General features: G+C 67.8%; 17 protein-coding genes and 4 pseudogenes. 13 read left to right on the plus strand and 8 right to left on the minus strand.

Annotation, left to right across the window (positions count from 1 at the left end):
- The 5 genes and pseudogenes from AB0D14_RS39590 to AB0D14_RS39610 all read left to right on the plus strand — a co-directional run.
- A pseudogene (locus tag AB0D14_RS39590) lies at window positions 1–503 on the plus strand (IS5 family transposase); the annotation flags it as partial.
- Between the two features lies 1 nt (window position 504).
- The gene (locus AB0D14_RS39595; RefSeq protein WP_362788717.1) at window positions 505–630 is read left to right on the plus strand and encodes a hypothetical protein; all 126 of its coding nucleotides are present in this window, start codon (window positions 505–507) and stop codon (window positions 628–630) included.
- Window positions 631–966: 336 nt separating this feature from the next.
- A pseudogene (locus AB0D14_RS39600) lies at window positions 967–1122 on the plus strand (IS5/IS1182 family transposase); the annotation flags it as partial.
- A 377-nt stretch (window positions 1123–1499) separates the two neighbouring features.
- Window positions 1500–2183, plus strand: coding sequence for a DsbA family oxidoreductase (locus AB0D14_RS39605; protein WP_362788720.1), 684 nt, complete (start codon window positions 1500–1502; stop codon window positions 2181–2183).
- Window positions 2180–2350 (plus strand): hypothetical protein, encoded by a 171-nt coding sequence (locus tag AB0D14_RS39610; protein WP_362788723.1) that lies wholly within the window; start codon window positions 2180–2182, stop codon window positions 2348–2350. The genes AB0D14_RS39605 and AB0D14_RS39610 overlap by 4 nt, the downstream gene beginning before the upstream one ends.
- A 14-nt stretch (window positions 2351–2364) precedes the next feature.
- Here AB0D14_RS39610 and AB0D14_RS39615 read toward each other — a convergent pair whose 3' ends face one another.
- A complete protein-coding gene (locus AB0D14_RS39615) occupies window positions 2365–2718 on the minus strand; it encodes a helix-turn-helix domain-containing protein (RefSeq protein ID WP_362788726.1) in 354 nt (117 codons plus the stop codon).
- A 220-nt stretch (window positions 2719–2938) separates the two neighbouring features.
- Here AB0D14_RS39615 and AB0D14_RS39620 point away from each other — a divergent pair, with 220 nt between their 5' ends.
- The 3 genes and pseudogenes from AB0D14_RS39620 to AB0D14_RS39630 form a co-directional block, all read left to right on the plus strand.
- The gene (locus tag AB0D14_RS39620) at window positions 2939–3574 is read left to right on the plus strand and encodes an NAD(P)H-dependent oxidoreductase (protein ID WP_362788729.1); all 636 of its coding nucleotides are present in this window, start codon (window positions 2939–2941) and stop codon (window positions 3572–3574) included.
- Between the two features lie 64 nt (window positions 3575–3638).
- A pseudogene (locus AB0D14_RS39625) lies at window positions 3639–4184 on the plus strand (ISL3 family transposase); the annotation flags it as partial.
- Window positions 4183–4344, plus strand: a pseudogene (locus AB0D14_RS39630) (transposase); the annotation flags it as partial. The pseudogenes AB0D14_RS39625 and AB0D14_RS39630, both read left to right, overlap by 2 nt.
- Before the next feature lie 276 nt (window positions 4345–4620).
- Here the strand turns inward: AB0D14_RS39630 and AB0D14_RS39635 are convergent.
- Window positions 4621–5310 carry an AraC family transcriptional regulator gene (locus AB0D14_RS39635; protein ID WP_362788731.1) on the minus strand — a complete coding sequence of 230 codons (690 nt, stop codon included), beginning with the start codon at window positions 5308–5310 and terminating at the stop codon, window positions 4621–4623.
- Window positions 5311–5404: 94 nt separating this feature from the next.
- Window positions 5405–6532, minus strand: coding sequence for an ISAs1 family transposase (locus AB0D14_RS39640; RefSeq protein WP_362788734.1), 1128 nt, complete (start codon window positions 6530–6532; stop codon window positions 5405–5407).
- Between the two features lie 377 nt (window positions 6533–6909).
- Between AB0D14_RS39640 and AB0D14_RS39645 the strand changes: the two genes are divergently transcribed.
- Window positions 6910–7074: a hypothetical protein gene (locus tag AB0D14_RS39645; RefSeq protein WP_362788737.1), complete on the plus strand. Its 165-nt coding sequence runs from the start codon at window positions 6910–6912 to the stop codon at window positions 7072–7074.
- Window positions 7075–7432: 358 nt separating this feature from the next.
- On the opposite strand, the gene AB0D14_RS39650 is transcribed toward AB0D14_RS39645, so the two are convergent.
- Window positions 7433–8107: a beta-glucanase gene (locus AB0D14_RS39650; RefSeq protein ID WP_362788740.1), complete on the minus strand. Its 675-nt coding sequence runs from the start codon at window positions 8105–8107 to the stop codon at window positions 7433–7435.
- A 341-nt stretch (window positions 8108–8448) separates the two neighbouring features.
- Complete coding sequence (locus AB0D14_RS39655; RefSeq protein WP_362788743.1) at window positions 8449–10719, minus strand: M4 family metallopeptidase; 2271 nt, start codon at window positions 10717–10719, stop codon at window positions 8449–8451.
- Window positions 10720–11640: 921 nt separating this feature from the next.
- Here AB0D14_RS39655 and AB0D14_RS39660 point away from each other — a divergent pair.
- Entirely contained in the window at window positions 11641–12222 is a 582-nt protein-coding gene (locus tag AB0D14_RS39660; RefSeq protein WP_362788746.1) for a GNAT family N-acetyltransferase, read from the plus strand.
- Between the two features lie 305 nt (window positions 12223–12527).
- Window positions 12528–13118 (plus strand): hypothetical protein, encoded by a 591-nt coding sequence (locus AB0D14_RS39665; protein WP_362788795.1) that lies wholly within the window; start codon window positions 12528–12530, stop codon window positions 13116–13118.
- A gap of 522 nt (window positions 13119–13640) precedes the next feature.
- On the opposite strand, the gene AB0D14_RS39670 is transcribed toward AB0D14_RS39665, so the two are convergent.
- Complete coding sequence (locus AB0D14_RS39670) at window positions 13641–14390, minus strand: SDR family oxidoreductase (protein ID WP_362788750.1); 750 nt, start codon at window positions 14388–14390, stop codon at window positions 13641–13643.
- Between the two features lie 240 nt (window positions 14391–14630).
- On the opposite strand from AB0D14_RS39670, the gene AB0D14_RS39675 reads away from it, so the two are divergent.
- Complete coding sequence (locus AB0D14_RS39675) at window positions 14631–15521, plus strand: LysR family transcriptional regulator (protein ID WP_362788753.1); 891 nt, start codon at window positions 14631–14633, stop codon at window positions 15519–15521.
- Window positions 15522–15685: 164 nt separating this feature from the next.
- Here AB0D14_RS39675 and AB0D14_RS39680 read toward each other — a convergent pair whose 3' ends face one another.
- Together AB0D14_RS39680 and AB0D14_RS39685 are read right to left on the minus strand one after the other, a co-directional pair.
- Window positions 15686–16219, minus strand: a complete 534-nt coding sequence (locus AB0D14_RS39680) for a WHG domain-containing protein (protein ID WP_362788798.1) — start codon at window positions 16217–16219, stop codon at window positions 15686–15688.
- A gap of 22 nt (window positions 16220–16241) precedes the next feature.
- On the minus strand, window positions 16242–17078 hold the full coding sequence (locus AB0D14_RS39685) for an alpha/beta hydrolase (protein ID WP_362788756.1): 837 nt from the start codon (window positions 17076–17078) through the stop codon (window positions 16242–16244).
- 306 nt (window positions 17079–17384) lie between these two features.
- On the opposite strand from AB0D14_RS39685, the gene AB0D14_RS39690 reads away from it, so the two are divergent.
- The gene (locus tag AB0D14_RS39690; protein WP_362788758.1) at window positions 17385–18887 is read left to right on the plus strand and encodes a hypothetical protein; all 1503 of its coding nucleotides are present in this window, start codon (window positions 17385–17387) and stop codon (window positions 18885–18887) included.
- Window positions 18888–19058: the final 171 nt, after the last annotated feature.

Below are 19058 nucleotides of genomic sequence, written 5' to 3' on the forward strand. Positions count from 1 at the left end.
TCCCGCTGTGCGATCGACTCGGTGAACATGCGGGCCCTGAAAAGGGGGATCTGACAGGTCCGAATCCTGTCGACAGGGGCAAGTACGGTTCGAAGGTTCACCTGATCACGGAACGGTCGGGTCTGCCCATATCCGTCGGTATCTCCGGGGCCAATCTGCACGACAGCCAGGCCCTCATCCCTCTCGTGAAGGGCATACCACCGATCCGCTCCCGTCGCGGACGACGACGGCGCAAGCCCGCCAAGCTCCACGCCGACAAGGGCTATGACTATGCCCACCTGCGGCGATGGTTACGCGAACGGGGCATCACGCACCGCATCGCCCGCAAGGGAGTCGAGTCCTCGCAACGGCTGGGCCGCCACCGCTGGACCGTCGAGCGCACCATGGCCTGGATCGCCGACTGCCGCCGCCTCCACCGACGCTACGAACGCAAAGCCGACCACTTCCTCGCCTTCACCAGCATCGCCTGCACCCTCATCTGCTGCCGCAGACTAACCAAATGAGATGACTTCTAAGCATGGCGGCCCGCACGGTGAACGCAGTCCCATGCCGGACGGGCACAGTGTGATAGCCGCACACCCGGCCGACGGGTACGACGCGGCCGACCGCATCCGCTCCTGGCGGATCTGACGGCCGGCCCCGGCGCCGGAGGAGGGGGAACGGTCGTGGCGGACCAGGGCGACCCTCAGGAGGTCGCGCGGCTGCGCTACCGGCTCTACGTCGACGCGCTGCGGGCCCGGATGCCCCAGGCGCAGTTCGACCTCCTCATGGAGGCCATCCGGCTGCGGGCCGCGCACGGCGGCGGTACAGCCCGGCTGAGCTTCGACACCGAGGAGGAGAGGGGGTTGTTCACTCCCGAGGTGCAGCAGGAGCTGCTCAACCTAATGGGCCTGCTCGGGGCGATGCAGCCCGGGCACGAGAACCGCGCCGACCACGTCGTCGCGCAGCTCGGTGACGGCGAGCACGCGGGAGCGCAACACCGTCGAACGCGCGATCAACAGGCTGAAGGCCTGGCGCGGTATCGCCACCCGATACGACAAAACGCCGGAAAGTTACCTCGCTGGCCTCCACCTGCGTGCCTCGATGACCTGGATCAAAGACCTCACCCGGACCACCCATTGATCACGACCCAATACGCACCCTAGTCGCCCAGACCGAGGGCCTGTTCCATCTCGCGGTAGTCGGTCTCGATGCACCAGCGGCTCGTCGCGGGCCTGGGCACACCAGGGACCGGCTGACGCCCCGGCAGTGTGCGAGTGGACCGGCTCCGGCAACCCACCACGAAGGCCAGCTACACCAGGTCGGACAGGGCCTTGGAGTCGGAGGCAAGCGGCCCAGCGGCCGTGGGCGCGAGGCTGCATTGCGACTTTTCGGGCTCTTCGCAGATGAGGGTGTAGTGCCTGGCGGGCGATGCTGACGCACTTCAAAGTGCCTTTTGTAAGCCCTCTCTTACGCACTCATAATGGTGTTACGCACTACCAGTGAGGTGAGGAAGGAAGATGGTTAAGCAGGTAACGCAACCCGAGGGGCCGCAGGTCGTCATCGAGGTGTGGTCTGACCTTGGCTGCCCGTGGTGCTATGTCGGAAAGCACCGGCTTCAGGCCGCGATCGCGCAGCGTCCGGACGCGGAGCGGTTCGAGATCGTCATGCGGTCGTTCGAGCTGGACCCGGGCGCGCCACAGGAGCCGGAGAAAAACGAGACGAGCTTCATCCGTGCGCACGGCGGCACCGCCGCCGAGGTCCTCCAGGCCGAGCGCCAGATGCAGGCGATCGCACGCAAGGAGGGGCTCGAGTTCTCTCTGGACCGTTTGAATGCCAACACATTCGATCTACATCGCGTGGTGCAGTACGCCAACGACCAGGGCCGCGGGTTCGAGTTCTTCTCCAGCGTCCAGGACGGCTTTTTCGCCGGCACCCTCAACCCCTATGCCCCGGACACCCTCGCAGGCGTCGCGGAAACGGTCGGGCTAGACGGGCAGCGAGTCCGCGAGATCCTCGCGAGCACCGAGTACTCCGACCGCGTGTGCGCCGACCGAGACGAGGGCCTGGAGCTGGGCGCAGTCGGCGTCCCGTTCATCGTCCTCGATCGGCGGGTGGCCGCCCCGGGCGCCCAAAAGGTCCTTGTCTACGACCAACTGCTGGAGCAGGTGGCCGGGCCCGTGCCGAGGGTGCGTGTGTCATGAGGGAAGCGAAGGGCGACCACCACCAGGTCGTGGCGGCCCCCGCCAGCGGATGGTGCGAGCCCGATACCGGGGTGTGCCACATCGACACCGTCGACGAGACCGTGAGCGCTGAGACGAACGACGAGGGGGCCGTCACCTCCGATGCGCCCGACGCCACGGAGCGATGAGCACCACCGACGGCTCAGCCTGCCGACGCGCTGGCCGATGTCTTGCCTCGCCCGACTCCGGTCAGTTCCCTGGCGGCCCGGTTGCTGGCGATCTCACTGTGGTGGGCGGCGGCCCAACCAGCCATCGCCGTCACCGCACCCAACAGGGACCGCCCCAGATCCGTCAGTTCGTACTCCACTCGCGGCGGGACCTCGGGGTACGCGGTCCGCGTAATCAGTCCATCTCGCTCGAGGTGCTTGAGGGTCTGGGTCAGCATCCGCTGCGAGATTCCCGCGATGCTCGCCTGCAAGTCGGAGTAGCGCAGCGAGCCGGTGCTCAGGGTGCTGATGACCAACACTGTCCACTTGTCACCGATGCGATCGAGCACCTCACGGATGAAAGCGCTGTCCTCTGGCCACGCCTGGCACGGACCACTGATCCGTCGCGTTGACGCCATCCCACTCGCCTCGCCTCTCATCTGGTGTGCAACCGCACTACCAGTATGTAACACCCAGTCGGCGAACCACACACCCCTTCACGACAACGACTCGCTCTGGTCGATAACTGGAACGCGCTCTCACGCCACTACTGAAAGGGAACACCCAGCCATGTCGTACCTGCTTCACATTGATTCCTCCGCGCTCGGCGAGGCCTCGGTCTCCCGCCAGGTCGCACAGTCCTTCCTGGAAGGCTGGGACGGCAAGGTTGTCCACCGCGACCTCGCCGCGGCACCCGTGCCCCATCTCACTGCTGCCGGCATCACCGCCCGCGTCACCGATCCCGCCCGTCACACCGACGAGCAGGCTGCCGCAGCCGCATTGCAGGACGAACTCATCGAGGAGTTCCTCGGCGCCAGGGCCTACCTGTTCACGGTACCGATGTACAACCTGTCGATGCCTTCGGTGTTCAAGGCCTGGCTCGACCAGATCATGGTCTTCGGTCGCACATTCAAGCCGTCCCCGGCTGCCGGACGTCCGGCGGTGCTGATCTCCTCCCGAGGTGGCAGCTACGGTCCCGGCGCGCCCAACCACGGCCTCGACTACGTCGTGCCCACCACTGAGGCGGTGCTCGGACATGAGAGTCAGCTGGGTCTCGATGTCGCCACCGTGGTCCCCGAGATGACCATGGCCCCCCACGCACCGTCCCTGGCGGAGTTTCTCCCGGTGCACGAGGCATCCATGGCCGACGCCCACGACCGTTCTCGTGAGCTCGCCGCGACGATCGCCACCGCGACCGCCGCCTGATATCCCCAACGGTCGCAGGCCACAACACCCGCGACGGCGATGAGCAGCCCTACGCCGTGACGGGATGCTCGACTGGAAGGTCGCAACCGATCCAGAACTTCACGACTTGTCTGACACCTTTACCGGTCCCGACCTGACCACGTTCGCTCGGCTCGACGCGCTCGGGCTGGAGGTCACCGGCCAGCGTCTGGAGTCCGACCGAGCAGTTCTGGCCTGCCGCGTTGGCGAGCCGGATCAATGGTGCCGCCGTTGCGGCTGCGAGGGCACACCACCAGACACCGTGACACGGCAGCTGGCTCATGAGCCCCTCGGCTGGCGGCCGACACTCCTGCTGATCACGATCCGCCGGTACCGCTGCACAGGATGCGGACACGTCTGGCGCCAAGACACCAGCCGCGCAGCCGAGCCTCGAGCGAAGCTCTCGCGGCGCGGCCTGCGGTGGGCGCTCGAAGGCATCGCGGTGCAGCAGATGACTGTCTCGCGTGTCGCCGAAGGGCCCGGGGTCGGATGGAACACCGCCAACGACGCTGTCCTGACCGAAGCCAAGCGCACCCTGATCGATGACGCCAACCGGTTCGGCGGTGTCACCGCGATCGGCGTCGACGAGCATGGCCTTCGCGGGGGAGTGTCTGATCAACGGCGGATCTGTTGATCAGACACTCCCGGCGGACGCGGTCGCGCTGTACGAGTCGCGGCCTGGAGCGACGATCAGGTCGGTCGCCGCTGATCTGGGAGTCAACCCGGAGACACTGCGGAACTGGGTCCGGGCGGCCGGAGCAAGCCGACCCCGGGGACGCCGGGCGGAGACGCCGACCGAACCGCCCACCGCGCTGGGGGGATACGGCGGGCAGTTCATCTACGTAATTCCCAGCGCGGACATCGTGCTCGTAACCAGCGAGAACACCAGCAGCGACAGCGTCAACAGCGCCGGCAAGGAGATCAACTCAAGGGCGTTCATTCGCGACTACCTGCTGCCCTCCATGACCGGACCCTGACCTCAGTGCCCCCGCTCGTGGGCACCGTCTTGTCCGGCTGAACAGGCAGGGTCAGGTACGTCGTGCGGACAGGGCCCGGTGTTGGCTGGGACGGACATCGTATTCGCGGGTGAAAGCCGCGCTCAGCGCAAAGGCGCCGGAGTATCCGACCTGCTGGGCGATGGAGTCGATGGTGTCGTCGGTGCGCTGCAGCAGGTCGGAGGCCAGGCACAGGCGCCATCCGGTGAGGCAGGAGATGAGTGGCTCGCCCAGCAGGTCGGAGAACCTGCGGGCGAACGTCGCCCGCGACACCTGTGCCTCACAGGCCAGTGTCCCGACGGTCCAGGGCCGAGCCGGTTCGTCGTGAATCGCCCTGAGAGCAGTGCCTACGACCGGATCGCGCGTGGCGCGGTACCACCGAGGCGCGGACGCTTCCGGGAGGGCGAACCAGTCGCGCAGAGTTTCGATCAGGACGAGGTCCAGAAGCCGGTCGAGCACTGCCTGTTGGCCAGGTTCGTCGCGTTCGATCTCTGATTCCAGGAGCCACAGCAGTGCCGACCGTTGCTGCCCGCGGGGGACCACAAGGACGCGCGGCAGGGAACTCAAGAGACGGTCGGCGATCCGGCCTGTTGCGGTGAAGGAGCCGGTGAGCAGTGCGTGCTCGGCTTCCAGGTGCGTGCCGCAGGTCCGGACACCCAGGTGGATGCTTTCCTCGGCGAGGACGTTGCCCGCCTCGTCGGTGCAGGTGCCTGTTTCGGTCACGATGTACAAGGGTGCGGTCTGCCTGTCAGGGTCGCTGGCAGGGCTGATTCAAAGTCCTAGCGATCACGTGGCGTTGCTGGTCAGGGTAGTCCGATCAAGTCCAGCGGACGGGTGAAGGGCGTGTAGGAGACCTCGCGCAGGCCGGCGGCGATGCTGTGGTGCCCGGCGGTGCGCAGGGTGCTGATCGCGAAGCCGGGCAGCGTGGCCATGTTCTCCGGTCCGTGCCCTGTGCGGATCTTCGAGGCGTCCTCGCCGAACGTGGTGTCTCTGACACGGCCTCGATGCCCCAGTGCGCGCGGGCGAGTTGGCCGATGGCCTGGGGAGATGCCTCACGCGCCGGCAGGTCGGTGATGGCGTAGACGGTCTCGCGGGTGATCTTGCCGGTCTTGAGGTCGGTGCGGTGCCGGTGGATCTTCGCGGCCTGCGCCACGTGCGGGAAGTCCAGCCCGAGACCGGTGACGGTGAGCGTGCGCACCGAGCGGGTCTCACGCCGCCCGTGCCCCGCCTCCCGGTCGTAGCGGCGTGCGGTCACCTCCTTCCACGGCAGCGAGCGCATCACACCGTGCAGCGTCGGCTGGTTCCGCTTAACCACGAGCACGTAGTGCGCCTTCTTCGCCTCCACCAGCCACCTGGCGTGCTCGCGGTGGGTGTGCAGGGCGTCGGCGGTCACCACAACACCGGCCAGGTCGAACGGGGCCAGCAGCTTCGGGAAGCCGGTGACCTCGGTGGTCTTGTCCGGCACCCGCAACTGGCTGACGGTGCGTCCGCCTTCCAGGACGGCGGAGAGCAGGTGGGCGGCGGGCCCGGTGTCCGTGCGCGAGCCGCGGGCTGCTTTGCCGTCCACGGCCAGGTGCCGGGTGCCTGCCGGGTCGCGTCCGAGCAGGTCGGCAAGCCCGCCGGGACATACCAGTGTCAGCAGGCGGCGGATGGTCGAACTCGACGGTGCGCGGCGCACGCCCAGCGGGCCGGCGGCGCGCACGCCGAGGCGGGCGAGTGCGTCCAGAGGTGCGTGGCGGGCCCACTGGCCCACGGCCAGATAGGAGCGAGCCCCGGCCAGCACCGCGCAGCAGGCGGTGAGCAGGACCGATACCAGCGAATGGCGCCGTCCCCGCCGATCTCGCGGATCGCGAAGAACGGCCAGCCGTTCGGCGATACCGCTTACGCCCCGCTGGGCGGCAGTGGGCGACTTGGTCAGACAGACAGTGGCAGACTGGCGGCACATCGAAGCTCCGGACGGGCAGGGCGACTTGGCAAGGTCACCCCGTCAACCGGAGCTTCGTTGTGTTCGTGACGCTCTTCCGCCGGATCGTCACACGACGGCGACCTGCACGTTTCCACGATCCCCAGGACTTTGAATCAGCCCTGACGCGCCACCGGATCGGCGGCCGCCGCACACTGCCCAGGAGTTGAGGGAACGGGAGTGCTGCCATTACGCACCGGGCAGGCGTGCTGCGACAACCCGTCGCAGTGGCCGGCACCGTGAACGCGTTGAACGCTTGCGCTCTTGTGAATCCGCCTCGCGCAGCCCTGGTAGGAGGTGACGTTCACTCAGCTCGCGTTCGACGCGGAAGACCAGCCCGTTCCAGGGCGCAGAGACCGGTGAGGCCATACAGCCGTCTCACCGACGAGGACAAACGCGCCCTGACCCCGCTCTTCTGGACCCACATCCGGCCCTGCGGCGCGATCCGGCTCAACACGGGCCACCGCCTACAGCTGTCCACCCCTGCACTGAGCACCCCGGACCCGGAGCCGACCGCCGCGTAGGATCTGGCTCCGCAACCCCCACGTCTCCCGTCTCCTTCAGGGCCTGGCCACCGGCAGTACCCGGCTCGCCCATGACGGGCTGAACCAGGAAACTCCCTGGCGAACCGTCACTCACCTGCGTGACCTGTTGATGGACAGCGGTGTCCTCCCACGAGTCGACCGGCAGCTCATGCTCTACCAGCGGTGGCTGACCGAACGGCTCGCCACCATTGAGGAACCAGAACACCGTCAGCTTCTCCGGCACTTCGCCACCTGGCACCAAATGCGGCGCCTGCGGGCAAAAGCAGAGAAGGCACCGCTGGGACGCTCCCGTAGTTGCGGACCGTGTTCGGGTTGCCGAGCGAGTCGAGGCTGCACCTCAGCCCGCCGGGGCGTCACCGCCGGACGGACGGCGCACGAGCAGGTGCTCCACGACGTACGACATCTCCTCGGTCTGCGGGTCAGGAGGCGGGTGGTAGCGCCCGGCGCACACCGAGAGGTTGACGATGAGGTAGGCGCACCAGTCCTCACCTACGCCGCGCTCGTCGGCAAAGGTCCGTGCGCCGTTCACCCACCAGACCACGGAGCGGGCGCCGAACTCCACACGCAGTTCGACGTGCTCGCCGGGACGGACGGCTTCGTCACGGTGATAGAGATGCCCGCCGCGCACATGGTTGGAGAGCTCCAGCAGGTCCGGATTCTCGGGGTGGTACTCGAACACGTCGATCTCCTGGCCGCCGTCCCGCCAGGTCCAGATGGCCGGCCAGGCCCCCAACTCGGTGGGCAGGCGCACCCGTGTCTCCAGAACGTCCCCCGTGCGCACGACGAAGCCGTCCTCGCTCCCCTCGGTGGTCAGCAGGCCCGCGCTCCACAGGCCGTCCGGCCGACGGGTGGCGCGGAAGGTTCCGTCACGGGAGTAGGCCGGGTCGGACACCAGGTGGTCGAGTTTGTCGTCGGACGGATTGACCGGGCCGCCCGCGGGATAGGCCGACGACCGGCCGACCACCCACTGACTCGTCGAGCTGAACCCGGCTGTGAAGACGACGTCGGACATGGGCCAACTCCTTGACGGTGCACGGCGGTGCACGGCGATGCACGGCGATGCACGAGGGTGGACTGCGGCGGCCTGCGGTGGCCTGCGGTGGACGACGACGGTGAAGGACAGAGGTGTTTTCGCGCTCCGTAACTCCCCAACCAGTAACCGCTCATGCCTCAGCCGGTCCTACAGCCACGCAAACAACCCGCCTGGATGAATCCGCCATCAGGTCGCAAGGATGCCGACTTCGCCCGCCGTCCGGCCCGGGATGTCGGGCCGGCCCGAGCCGGGCCCCGCACGCACCGCCCGCCCGGACCATGACACGGTCCGGGCGGGCGGTCAGGCAGACAGGCGACGCGTCAGGGAGTGATGCGCCACTGCTGGATGTAGCCCACATCGATCGACGCCACGTCCCGCACCCTCAGCTTCCAGGTGCCGTCGACGGGCTGCGCCGAGGCGTCGACGGTGAAGGTCTGGTTGACGTTGTCGGCCGAGCCCCCGCTGCGGTTCAGCAGCGCGTACACGGTCCCGTCGGGGCCCACCAGATCGACCGTCAGATCGCCGCGGTACGTGTGGACGATGTCGACGTACACCTCTGTTGTCGCCGAGGCGTTGCCCGGGCGGCCCGTGATGGTGATGGGCGACTCGACCGCGGCACCGTTGTCGGGGATGTCGACACGGGTGGCGTTGCCGTAGATGTTCGCCACCCGCCACTCGAAGGTGTCCGACACGGTCGAGCCCGTGCTGTCGGTGACCGTCACGGTCACCTCGCTGGTGCCGGTGGTGGTCGGGACTCCGGATATCAGCCCGCTGTCGCTCACGGTCAGTCCGTCGGGCAGGCCGGTGGCCTTGTAGGTCAGGGTCGCGTCCGTGTTGGTGGTGTACGCGTTGATCTGCAGGGACACGTCCTGACCGACGCCGGAGGTCTGGTCGTCGATCGGGGCGACGTTGGCTCCGATCGCGATGCGGTCGCCGACATTGATGCCCGCCCAGGCCGCGGCGACGGCGAGGTAGGTGTCGCTGTAGGCCCCGAAGAGGTCACTCGCGGCCTTCAGACTCGCGACCCTGGCGCCCGCGTAGTTGGTCGACGAGGTCATGTACGTCGTCAGCGCGCGGTACCAGATGAGGGCCGCGTTCTCGACGCCGATGCCCGCCACGGGCACGTTGTCGTAGGTCGGGCTGTCGTAGGACACTCCGTTGACGGTCTTCGCTCCGCTGCCCTCCGACAGCAGGTAGAAGAAGTGGTTCGCCGGCCCTGAGGAGTAGTGGACGTCGATGCTCCCCAGGGTGGCGTCCCAGTAGTCGCGGGAGCGGCTGTCCTTGGAGGGCTTGTCCATGTAGCGCAGCGGGGTGCCGTCGCCGTTGATGTCGATCTTCTCGCCGACCAGGTAGTCGGGAACGTCCGCCTCCAGGCCGGCGTTGAACTCCACCGCGGCGGCGAAGATGTCCGAGGTCGCCTCGTTGAGGCCGCCCGACTCCCCCGAGTACGTCAGGTTGGCGGTGGCGCTGGTGACGCCGTGGCTCATCTCATGGGCCGCCACGTCCAGCGCCGTCAGCGGCTTGGCGTTGCCCGAACCGTCCCCGTACGTCATGCAGAAGCAGGCGTCCTGCCAGAAGGCGTTGACGTAGCTGTTGCCGTAGTGAGCGCGGCTGTAGGCGGCCACGCCGTCGTTGCGGATGCCGTTGCGACCGTGAACATTCTTGTAGTAGTCCCAGGTGGCCGCCGCGCCGAAGGCGACGTCCACTCCGGCGGTCTGCCGGTTGCCCGGAGTGCCGTCGCCCCAGACATCGTTGTCATCTGTGAAGAGTGTGCCCGTGCCGGAGGTTCCCTGGTTCAGGTCGTACGTACGCTGCCCGGCACGCTCGCCGTCGACGAGTTCGTACGCCGAACCGGTCGCCGTGCTGCCCAGCGGAACCGTGCCGTTGTACTGGCCCGTGCCCGTTCCGGTGTGCACGCCCTCGTACTTGCGGGCGACCTTCCCGGTGGCGGCGTCGGTGACGACGTGCAGTTCGCTGGGTGTGCCGTCCTCCTGGAATCCTTCGACGACGGACTCCCAGGCCAGGACCGGTTTGGTCCCGGCGGCCCAGACGACGAGACGAGGCTTGCCTTCGACCTCGGACCGCTCCACATCGGACGCATCGCCGATCGCCAGCGCCTTGTCGGCGGCACGGGCCGCGGAGATCCTGGGCGTGGTGGTCGGGACCGTGATGGTGGTGCGGGCGGACTTGGTGGTGGTGCTCCGGCCGTTCTTCCGATGCAGCACGAAATCGCCGCCGAGGACCGGAAGCCCCGCGAAGGTTCGCTCGTACCGGGTGTGTGTCGTGCCGTCGGCGTCCCGGACGACGTCTTTGACGAGGAGCTTCTCCCGTGCGCCGAGGCCGAGTTCCTCAGCGGTGTCACCGGACTTGGCGGTGGCGCTCTTGATGAGCGAGGTGCGCGCGCCGGGCGACAGGGTGGGCTGGGCGGCGCCGGCCCGCGGCGTGGCGACGATCTTCGAAGGGCCTGGGTCGGCGGGTGCGGCGGATGCGGGTCCGCCTTGGACGCCGAGGGCGAGCAGCGAACTCGCGGTTGTGAGGGCCAGGGCTGCGGCGCGTCTGCGCCGACGTGCGGTGCGATGGAACCCGGACAATGTCTTCTCCTCCTGCGACGGCCGGCCCTGGGTGAGGGCCGGCGGTGAACGGGCCGACGGGGTACGGCCGGACCGCAACGGGGGTGGAGCGGGAAGAAGCGCAGCACGAGGCGGCACACACGAAGGCGCCGGAGAACTCGGCGGCGCGTGAGACGGGAGAATGTGGGGGATGTGTGAGTGGGGGGTGTGGGGGTGCGAATACACGGTGAACGTTCGACAGCAGAGTGACATCGGACGCACAGGATTGTCATGGATCTGCCAATACAACGGCTTGAATTGACCGTTGTTTGCTGCAGGTTCCTCACCGTCGGCACATGTTTTCGGCCGCTGTCACGCAACCGCCAACACGGTCTCCGCGAAAACCCACGCCAATAGTTTTGAGGCCTGGGCTGGCCGGGTGTCCGAGGGCGCCGGGCAAGCCGGTGAGCGGGTGTGTGCGGGCTGGAGTGAACGGCTGAGGCCGGAAGCGCGGCCGACGGCCATGTACTGCTCGGCGGCATGTCGTTCCAGGCAGTGGCGTCGGAGCCGTCGTCTGTACAAGCGGATGGCCGCGGAGTTGAGCGGCGCGGGTCAGGCCAAGTGCCCCGAGTGCGGGGCGACTTGGGCGGCAGGGGCGGACCGGCGTTCGAACGCCGCCTACTGCTCGCGGCGCTGCGTCACCAGGGCCTGGCGGGCCCGGAAGGAAACGTTCGGCGAACGGTCACAGTGACCGCATCGCGAACGCATCTGAATCGCACCTTCGATCAGATTTCGGCCGCTTTCTGCCATTTGTCGTGATCTAAGGATCGTCGGTCCGATGCCCCGCCTCACAACACCTTCCCCCGTCTCATCTGACCTTGTTGGGTTCGCGGGTTGGAGACAATGTCACTTGAGACAGCTGTCCTGTCTCGGAAGGGGCGGCGGCCTTGAATAATGCCGATCATGCCTTCCTTGGTCGCTCCAGCGATACCTGTCGGTGCCTTTGCCGCTTCCGATCAGCCGACTCTGCCGATCGGGAGCGGTGCGCTATTGCGTCCTTGGCGGATCGCCGATGCCGAGGCCGTGACGGAGGCGTTCCAGGACCCAGAGATCCAACGTTGGCACGTACGCACGGCTGACTCCGTGGAGGAGGCACGGGAGTGGATCGAGGGCTGGCAAAGCGGTTGGCGTAGTGAGACCGGCGGCCACTGGGCCGTGGCCGGAGCCGAAGACGACAGACTTCTGGGCAGGGTGTCGCTGAAGTCGTTGCATTTGGAGGACGGCAAGGCCGAGGTGGCCTACTGGACGATGCCGGCTGCTCGCGGTAGTGGCGTCTGTACCCGTGCGGTGACGACGCTGACGCACTGGGCCCTGGAGAAGGGCGGGTTCCACCGCCTCGAACTTGAGCACTCCACTGCCAATCAGGCTTCATGCCGCGTGGCGATCAAGGCCGGCTTCGAGGAAGAGGGCGTCCGCCGTGGGGCGGCGTTGCATGCTGACGGCTGGCACGACATGCATCTTCACGCCCATGTCCGGCATGGCTGACCGTCAGGGGGTGCATCTCAGACTGTGTTGTCACTTCAGACTGTGTTGTCGCTGATTCTCACTCGTCTCACGTGGTTTCCCTCTCTGGGATGGTTTGAGGCCGAATCAGTGGTGGGCGGTGCTCGCTCGGGGCTTTGCTCGGGATCGGTGGGATCGGTGTCCGGGATCGTGCCGGAGGGTTGGCGGTGGATGTCGGGAAACTGGGGCAGGCGGCGTTCGAGGTTGGGTACGTCGATGAGGACCGCGTTCGCCGTCGGGAGCCGTTGTCGGCCTGCTGGACGCTGAGATTCGATCGGTTGTCGCCGGTGCGTACGGTCAAGTCGTACCAAGGGCAACGGTCCGTGACTCACGACTACTGGGCGGCCACGACGGCGGGGCAGCTGTCCTGCGAGTCCCACCTGGAACGCCACCACGCGATGCTGATGGACTTCGATCCGCAGGTCGCGGCTCTGTCTCGTCAGCCGTTCCGGCTGTTCTGGCCCGGTCGGCGAGGCCGCCGCGGACACGTCCCGGACTTCTTCGCCCGGCTCGATGACGGCGGCGACCTGGTGGTGAACGTCCGCCCGGATCAAGCCGGACGACGCGGAGGCGTTCGCAGTCACCGCGCGGGCCTGCGAATTCGCTGGATGGGCCTTCCGCCGGGTGGGAGCGATCAATCCGGTGCTGCTGGCGAACGTCAAGTCGCTGGCGGGCTACCGGCACCCGCGCAACCACCGGGAACCCAGCCTCGCTGTTCGCCCAGTTCCTCCCCGGTCATACCGGACGTTCGACGGAATACCGCGGCCGCAAGGTCGAGGACGAGCCGTTGTTCTCCCTGCATCAGCTCCAGGAACTTCTGGAGCAATGGATCAGTGCGAAGTGTCAAAACAGGGCCCAGACTGTCTTCGCCCTGCTGACCGAGGACGAGCGGCATGACCCGGCATCTGCCGCCGCCCGGCTCCGGAGGCTCCCACGCACTCTTGCTCCGCTCCACCCTGAAAGCTGGGGCTCCTACATCAACCGGCTCGCGGCAGCGAACCGGATCTTCCACCTTGAACTCCACGCGCACATCAACGACACCAACCGCATCCACCCCGTGCAGTCAGCCAGGCTCCGCAGCACCGCATTCCTGACCTCCGGCTTGCATACTAATAGTTCAGAGAATCGGAATCGCTCATCACCTGGGCCGCTGTCACCCTTATAACCAGGAAAATCACCCGCCGAAGCTCCCGTAGGAGCGGACAGTTAACCTCCCCCGGGGTTCAACGCGAGTGACCGTCAGCAGTTCCCGAGCGGCCGGGTTTTCAGCCATCGAACGGCGCCAAGCCAACTGCCGTACCCGGAGTTCTCGAACTCACCGATCCTACGAATGAGCGGAGTAATCCCGAGCCAGAACCGTAGGACAAGCTCATGCCCAGTTCTGCTCCGGCCGAAGCGGGCTATACCTGAGCCATACCGCCGTCGATGCAGAGTTCTGCACCTGTCATGAAACTGCTCTCGTCCGAGGCGAGAAAAAGCGCACCATTGGCGATCTCCTCGGGAAGCCCGAGGCGGCCCATCGGGACAAGGGCACTCATGTGGGCTCGGAGGGCTACTGGATCTTGACCGAAGTACTCGGCCTGTCCGTCGATGATGAGCGTGTCGATCGGCCCCGGACTCAGCACGTTGACCCGAAGACCCCGGTCGCCGAACTCTGCCGCCCAGGTGCGCGCGTAGGAGCGCACGGCGGCCTTCGTCGCGCTGTAAGCCCCTGCCCCGGGATCCCCCTTGAATGCCGTGATCGAGCCCAGCAAAACGATCGAGGCGCCCGTTCGCAGAAGCGGCATCGCCTTCTGGACGGTGAACAGTGTGCCGCGGGCATTGAGGTCGAATGTGCGGTCGAAGTGTTCCTCGGTCACGTCCCCGAAGTTCATCCGCTCGATGCTTCCAGCGTTCGCGACGATCACATCGAGGTGCCCGCTCTCCTGACGGATGACCTCGACCAAATCGTCGAGATCACCCGGCACTGTAGCGTCCGCGGTAACCGCCGTGACATGTCCCTCAATGGAAGCCTTCGCGGATTCGAGCGCCTCCTTCCGCCGCCCCGTTATGTAGACGTGGGCGCCTTCACTTCCGAATCTCTGGGCAATCGCCAGACCAAGGCCCGCGCTCCCGCCAGTGACGAGGGCTACCTTATTCGCGAGACGCATGCTTTCTCCTTGAGTCGAGACTGTGAGTACTGGGCGCATTGCTGTGCCTCATCCTGCTTTTGGCAGCTGGCGTCGCAGGACTGGCGTTCCTGCGGGACGCGCTGCCGTCCCGCAGCTTTCCGGCCCTGGTGGCCGCGCTGGACGTGCACCACGGTAGGACCGGCCTGACATAGAGGCAAATAGTGGAAACGTATACTCTGCATTGGCATCTCCTATGTCATGTCGAAGGTTGGATTTCGAATGAACCTGCGCCAATACAAATACGCCCTGGCCGTCGCCGACGAGGGCTCCATGACAGCGGCAGCAGAACGTCTGGGGGTCACTCAGCCCTCGCTGTCGCAGCAGATCGGCAGCCTGGAGAAGCACCTCGGGGTGCAGCTGTTCACCCGCACCCCGAGCGGGGTGACGGTGACGGTGGCAGGGCGCGCTTTCCTAGCGGAGGCGGAGATCGCGACGACAGCATCCCGGCGTGCCATCATGGCCGCCCGCGCCGCCGACGGGGAACTGGCAGGCGAAATCATCATGGCTGTCCACATGGGCCTGGGAGCACGCCAGCTGCCCCCGGTACTGGGGCAGCTGCGCAATCGCCACCCGAAGCTGCAGGTGACGCTCCACGAGGAGCCCGATCCCGCGGACATGGAACGACTGGTCCGCCAGGGAACCCTCGACATGGTCCTCGTGCACCGCATCCCCGCCGGGTGCACCTTCGACACTCACATTCTGGGCGAGGAAGCCTACGTCGCCGTCCTGCCGAAGGGGCACCCGCTTCTCTCAAACAGTGCCGCCCTGCGCCTGGAAGACCTGGCGTCAGAGGGATGGATCCGGTTCCGGCGCGCCAGCCTGCTCGACGACTACCTCGCCCGCCTGCTCGCCGACGCGGGCCTCAACCCGCACACGGTGGCCCGAGCGTCACAGATCTCCACCGCGGTCCGGCTCGTGGCGCAGGGCCTGGGCGTCACTGTGGTCCCGGCCTCGGCCATCCCCGAAGGCTTCGAAGAACTGGCCTGCCCGCTGCTGCCCTCCCTGACCGAGCCCGTCCTCGTCGGCGTGCGGCGCAATCCGGGTTCGGCAGAGACGGCCATGCTCGACCATCTCAACCAGCAGAACTGGTGCGGTACAGGCCTCCTCTGACAGCCCACAACTGTCTGAGCGTTCACTTTCCACGTCGCACCAACACGGAACGACCTCGGGCCCCGAAGCCATTCACGATGCCGCCCTGCCTCTCAGGACGGACCGGTGCTGCAGAATCCCCCGCGCATACTCGCCTCGCCACTGGTGATCGTCGACGGCGACACTCAAGTGGCGCGCAGGCCTCGGTCGACGAAGGCGATCAGCCACTCGAAGCTCTCGTCGATGTCGGCGCTCCACTGGAAGCCGTTGGCCGACTGCAACGTGGCGAAGCCGTGGAAGAGACTGCGGAGCATGCGCAGGGCGTGGTCCACGTCGGACTCCGCGATCTCGTAGCCACGCAGGACCGCCGTGAACCCGCCGAGCAGCCGGTGACCGGCGGCGGCCAGCGGATCGTCCGGGTCGGTCGGTTCCAAGCCGATCGTCGCGGCGTACCGGCCGGGGTGCTCCAGGACGAAGGTACGGAAGGCACGCGCCGCCGCCGCCAGGGCATCGCGGCCCGCGTACCCCTGGACCGCGCCGCCCACGGCATCGGCGGCCTGACTCAACGCCAGGGCCGCGATGCGCCGGTTGAGGTCTTCCTGGTTACTCACGTGCTTGTACAAGGACGGGGTACGCACGCCCAGCCGCTCGGCCAGCAGACCCATGGTCAGGTTGGCGAGGCCCACCTCGTCGGCGAGGGCGGCACCGGCCGCGACCACGGCCGCCGGGTCCAGGCCGGCCCTAGGCACGAGCGGCTTCGGGTCGGAGGAAGGCGAGCACGAGCGAGACCACCTGGTCGGGGAACTGGTCGTGCGGGTAGTGCCCGGCGCCCTCGATCGTCTCAAGGCGACCGAGGCCGGACGGGAGGGCATCGACGATCGCCGAACCCTCGGCACGCGGGTCGGCCCAGTCCGGGTCGAGCGTGCCCATCACGACCAGGACCGGGCAGCGGACGTTGCCGAGCTGCGCGCCGGCGTCGGTCGGGGCGCTGCGGCCCATACCCTGCATGGCCTTCATCCGGCCCGGCTCACGCATCAGGGAGTCGATGCGGCCGAGCCGCTCGGCCCAGTCGGCCGGCTTCGCGCCGGGGTAGGCCGCGTCGAGGTACGAACGCCAGAGCGACAGGCTGCCGAACGCGGCCGAGCCGAGCAGCCGCAGCATGCCCTGCCGGAAGCGCTTCACCCGGAGGTCGCCGAGGTGGATCGACTGCTTGCGGGTGAACGGCGCCAACTCGACGACCGCGGTGATCAGCGAGGGCTCCTGCGCCGCGGCGATGGTGGCGGCACCACCGGAGACCGAGTGGCCGACGAGCACGGCCGGACCGCCCAGGTGACGGATCAGGGCGAGCAGATCGCCGGCTATGACGGTGCGGCTCCAGGCCGCCCAGTCGACGCTGGACTCACCGCAGCCGCGCAGGTCGACGGCGGCGGCCCGAAAGCCCGCCGCCACCAGCGGCGGGATCACCGCACGGTACGCGTCGCGACTGTCGCCCATGCCGTGGGCGAGAACGATCAGCGGGCCGGACCCCGCCACCTCATAGGCGATCGTGCCGCCGTCAGCCGCAAGGTACTCGGTCATGACATCTCCAAAGGGTTTGGCTAACCTTCTTAGCTAAGAGCTGATGTCATTAGCCATACTTGTCAATGTCTCCTCGGCTCGCCGTCCGGCGCCATGGCCCATCGCTGGGGCACGGCGCCGTGCCCCAGCGCCGTGGCTCGGTGCAACACCGAGGGACTGCTCCATCCCGCTGCCCTCGGTCGAGGCCGATCGCCGATCGGCCGACAAAGGGGAATGACAGATCATCATCGGCGTGGTTACGATGCGGGAGATGAAAAACTTCTCCTTTTTCGGAACGGGGGAATCTTTCGCACAAGGTGAGTGCTGATGGCACATCACTTCGCGAACGAGATTCCGGCCCACCTGTTGATGTGGCGGCGTGTGCGTGAGTACGCCGTGCCACCATCCATGATCGAGAGAGCGACCGCACGACATGCGGTCGGTGACTGGGCGGGCGCCTGCGCCGCCGCCCATATCTACGTCGATCTCGATCTCCACGCCGTGCGCCATGGCCACGGCACCGATATCGCCACCCGCCTCCGTGACGATCTGCGTCAGCTGGCGCCTGATCTGCTCCGCTGGCACATGCCCCGGATCGCCCCCGACGGACGGCTCCGCCCCGGACTCACCGTCTCGCTGGCCCGCTACCTGAGGTGCGGCGACCCGCCGCTGCACCTGGTGGTACGGACACCGCCGGCCTGGGCGGACGCCGGCCAGCACATGTCCCTGACTCTGTGGGAGGGGTCGGGGAACGGCGTCCCCGGGCAGCACCCGCATCCGCACCCGCATCCCGACCGGCGCTTCCGGCTCGACCTGCACCGGCATCTCTGGGACGCCGGGCGGAGCAGCGACCTGGCGCCCCGGTGCGGTGTGAGGGGAGCACAGTCTCTGGCGCCGTCCGATCAAGCCCTCATCACCGGCCGACCAGTCCTGCCGGACGGGCCTGATCAGCTCGCCGGCCACGATTCCCCGTGGGCGGTGGGGAATTGGGCCGCCGAGGCGGAGTTGCTGTTGCGGGCCGAGGGGCTCCCCCGCGGGGCCTTCACCGTGCGGCTCGGTGCACGCAGGCGCGCCGTACTCGAACTCGTCGCCCCTGACGACAGTCATGTTCCGACGTTCCGGTCGCTGTGCGAGGACGATCTGCCGCCGCAGGAGATCGCGGCGCTTCCGGTGCTACCGGAGGCGGCGGCCCGGGTCCTGCCGGATCTGGACCTGCTGCGTGCGGGGCTCGTCTCGGCCGAGGGGCTGCATCCGCTCGTCGCCGCGGCACTGGTGGCGCCCGGGTCTGCACCGGTGGACGGTCCCGCCCCCGGGCCCGGCGATCCGCACCACGTGGAGTGCCGGGGCGAAACCCACCGGATCGCACTGCGGGACGGGGTGCTGACCGCGGTCGATCACGATCCCGCCCAACTGCGGCGGGAAGAGCTGCTCGTGGCACTCGGCGGGCCGGCGCTGCCGTGTCTGCGGGCGATCGACGCGGTGCACCGCGATCCGGAGGCGCTGCCCGCGGTACGGGAGCGGCTCGGCCACGGTGATGTCGCCGGGGCGCTGGCTGTGGTCGAAGGGCTGCTCGGTCCTGGTGCGGTCCTGCGCGACGGGCCACTCCGCAAGGAACTGGAGTCGGCCACGGCCCGCCGCCTCGACCACGGGCTCTTCCGCTCGGGGCTGGGCGCCGTACATCCCAGTGCCGGTGCCGCAGGGAGCGAGAACGTCTCGGACGGGGGGCGAGCGAAGGAGGGGCATCGTCCCCGGCTCGACCGTCGAACGCCGTTGCCGGTGCGCCGCAAGCTGAGCAGCCGTTCCCGGCCCCGCACCAGTCTGGCCTCTTGACCGGCGGCCCCGCCGAAGTCTCTTTCTCGTACCGCGCGTTCCCGTTCTCGTATCGCGCGTTCCCGACCGCCCGACCGCCCGTCCGCCCGACCGCCCGACCGCCGGGCCGATGACATCCGAACCGGCTTGCCCGATCCCCCATACCACTCCCCTTTCCACTCACACTCACAC

It is taken from the genome of Streptomyces sp. NPDC048484 (genome assembly GCF_040651415.1).
In the GTDB taxonomy this organism is placed as follows: Bacteria; Actinomycetota; Actinomycetes; order Streptomycetales; family Streptomycetaceae; genus Streptomyces.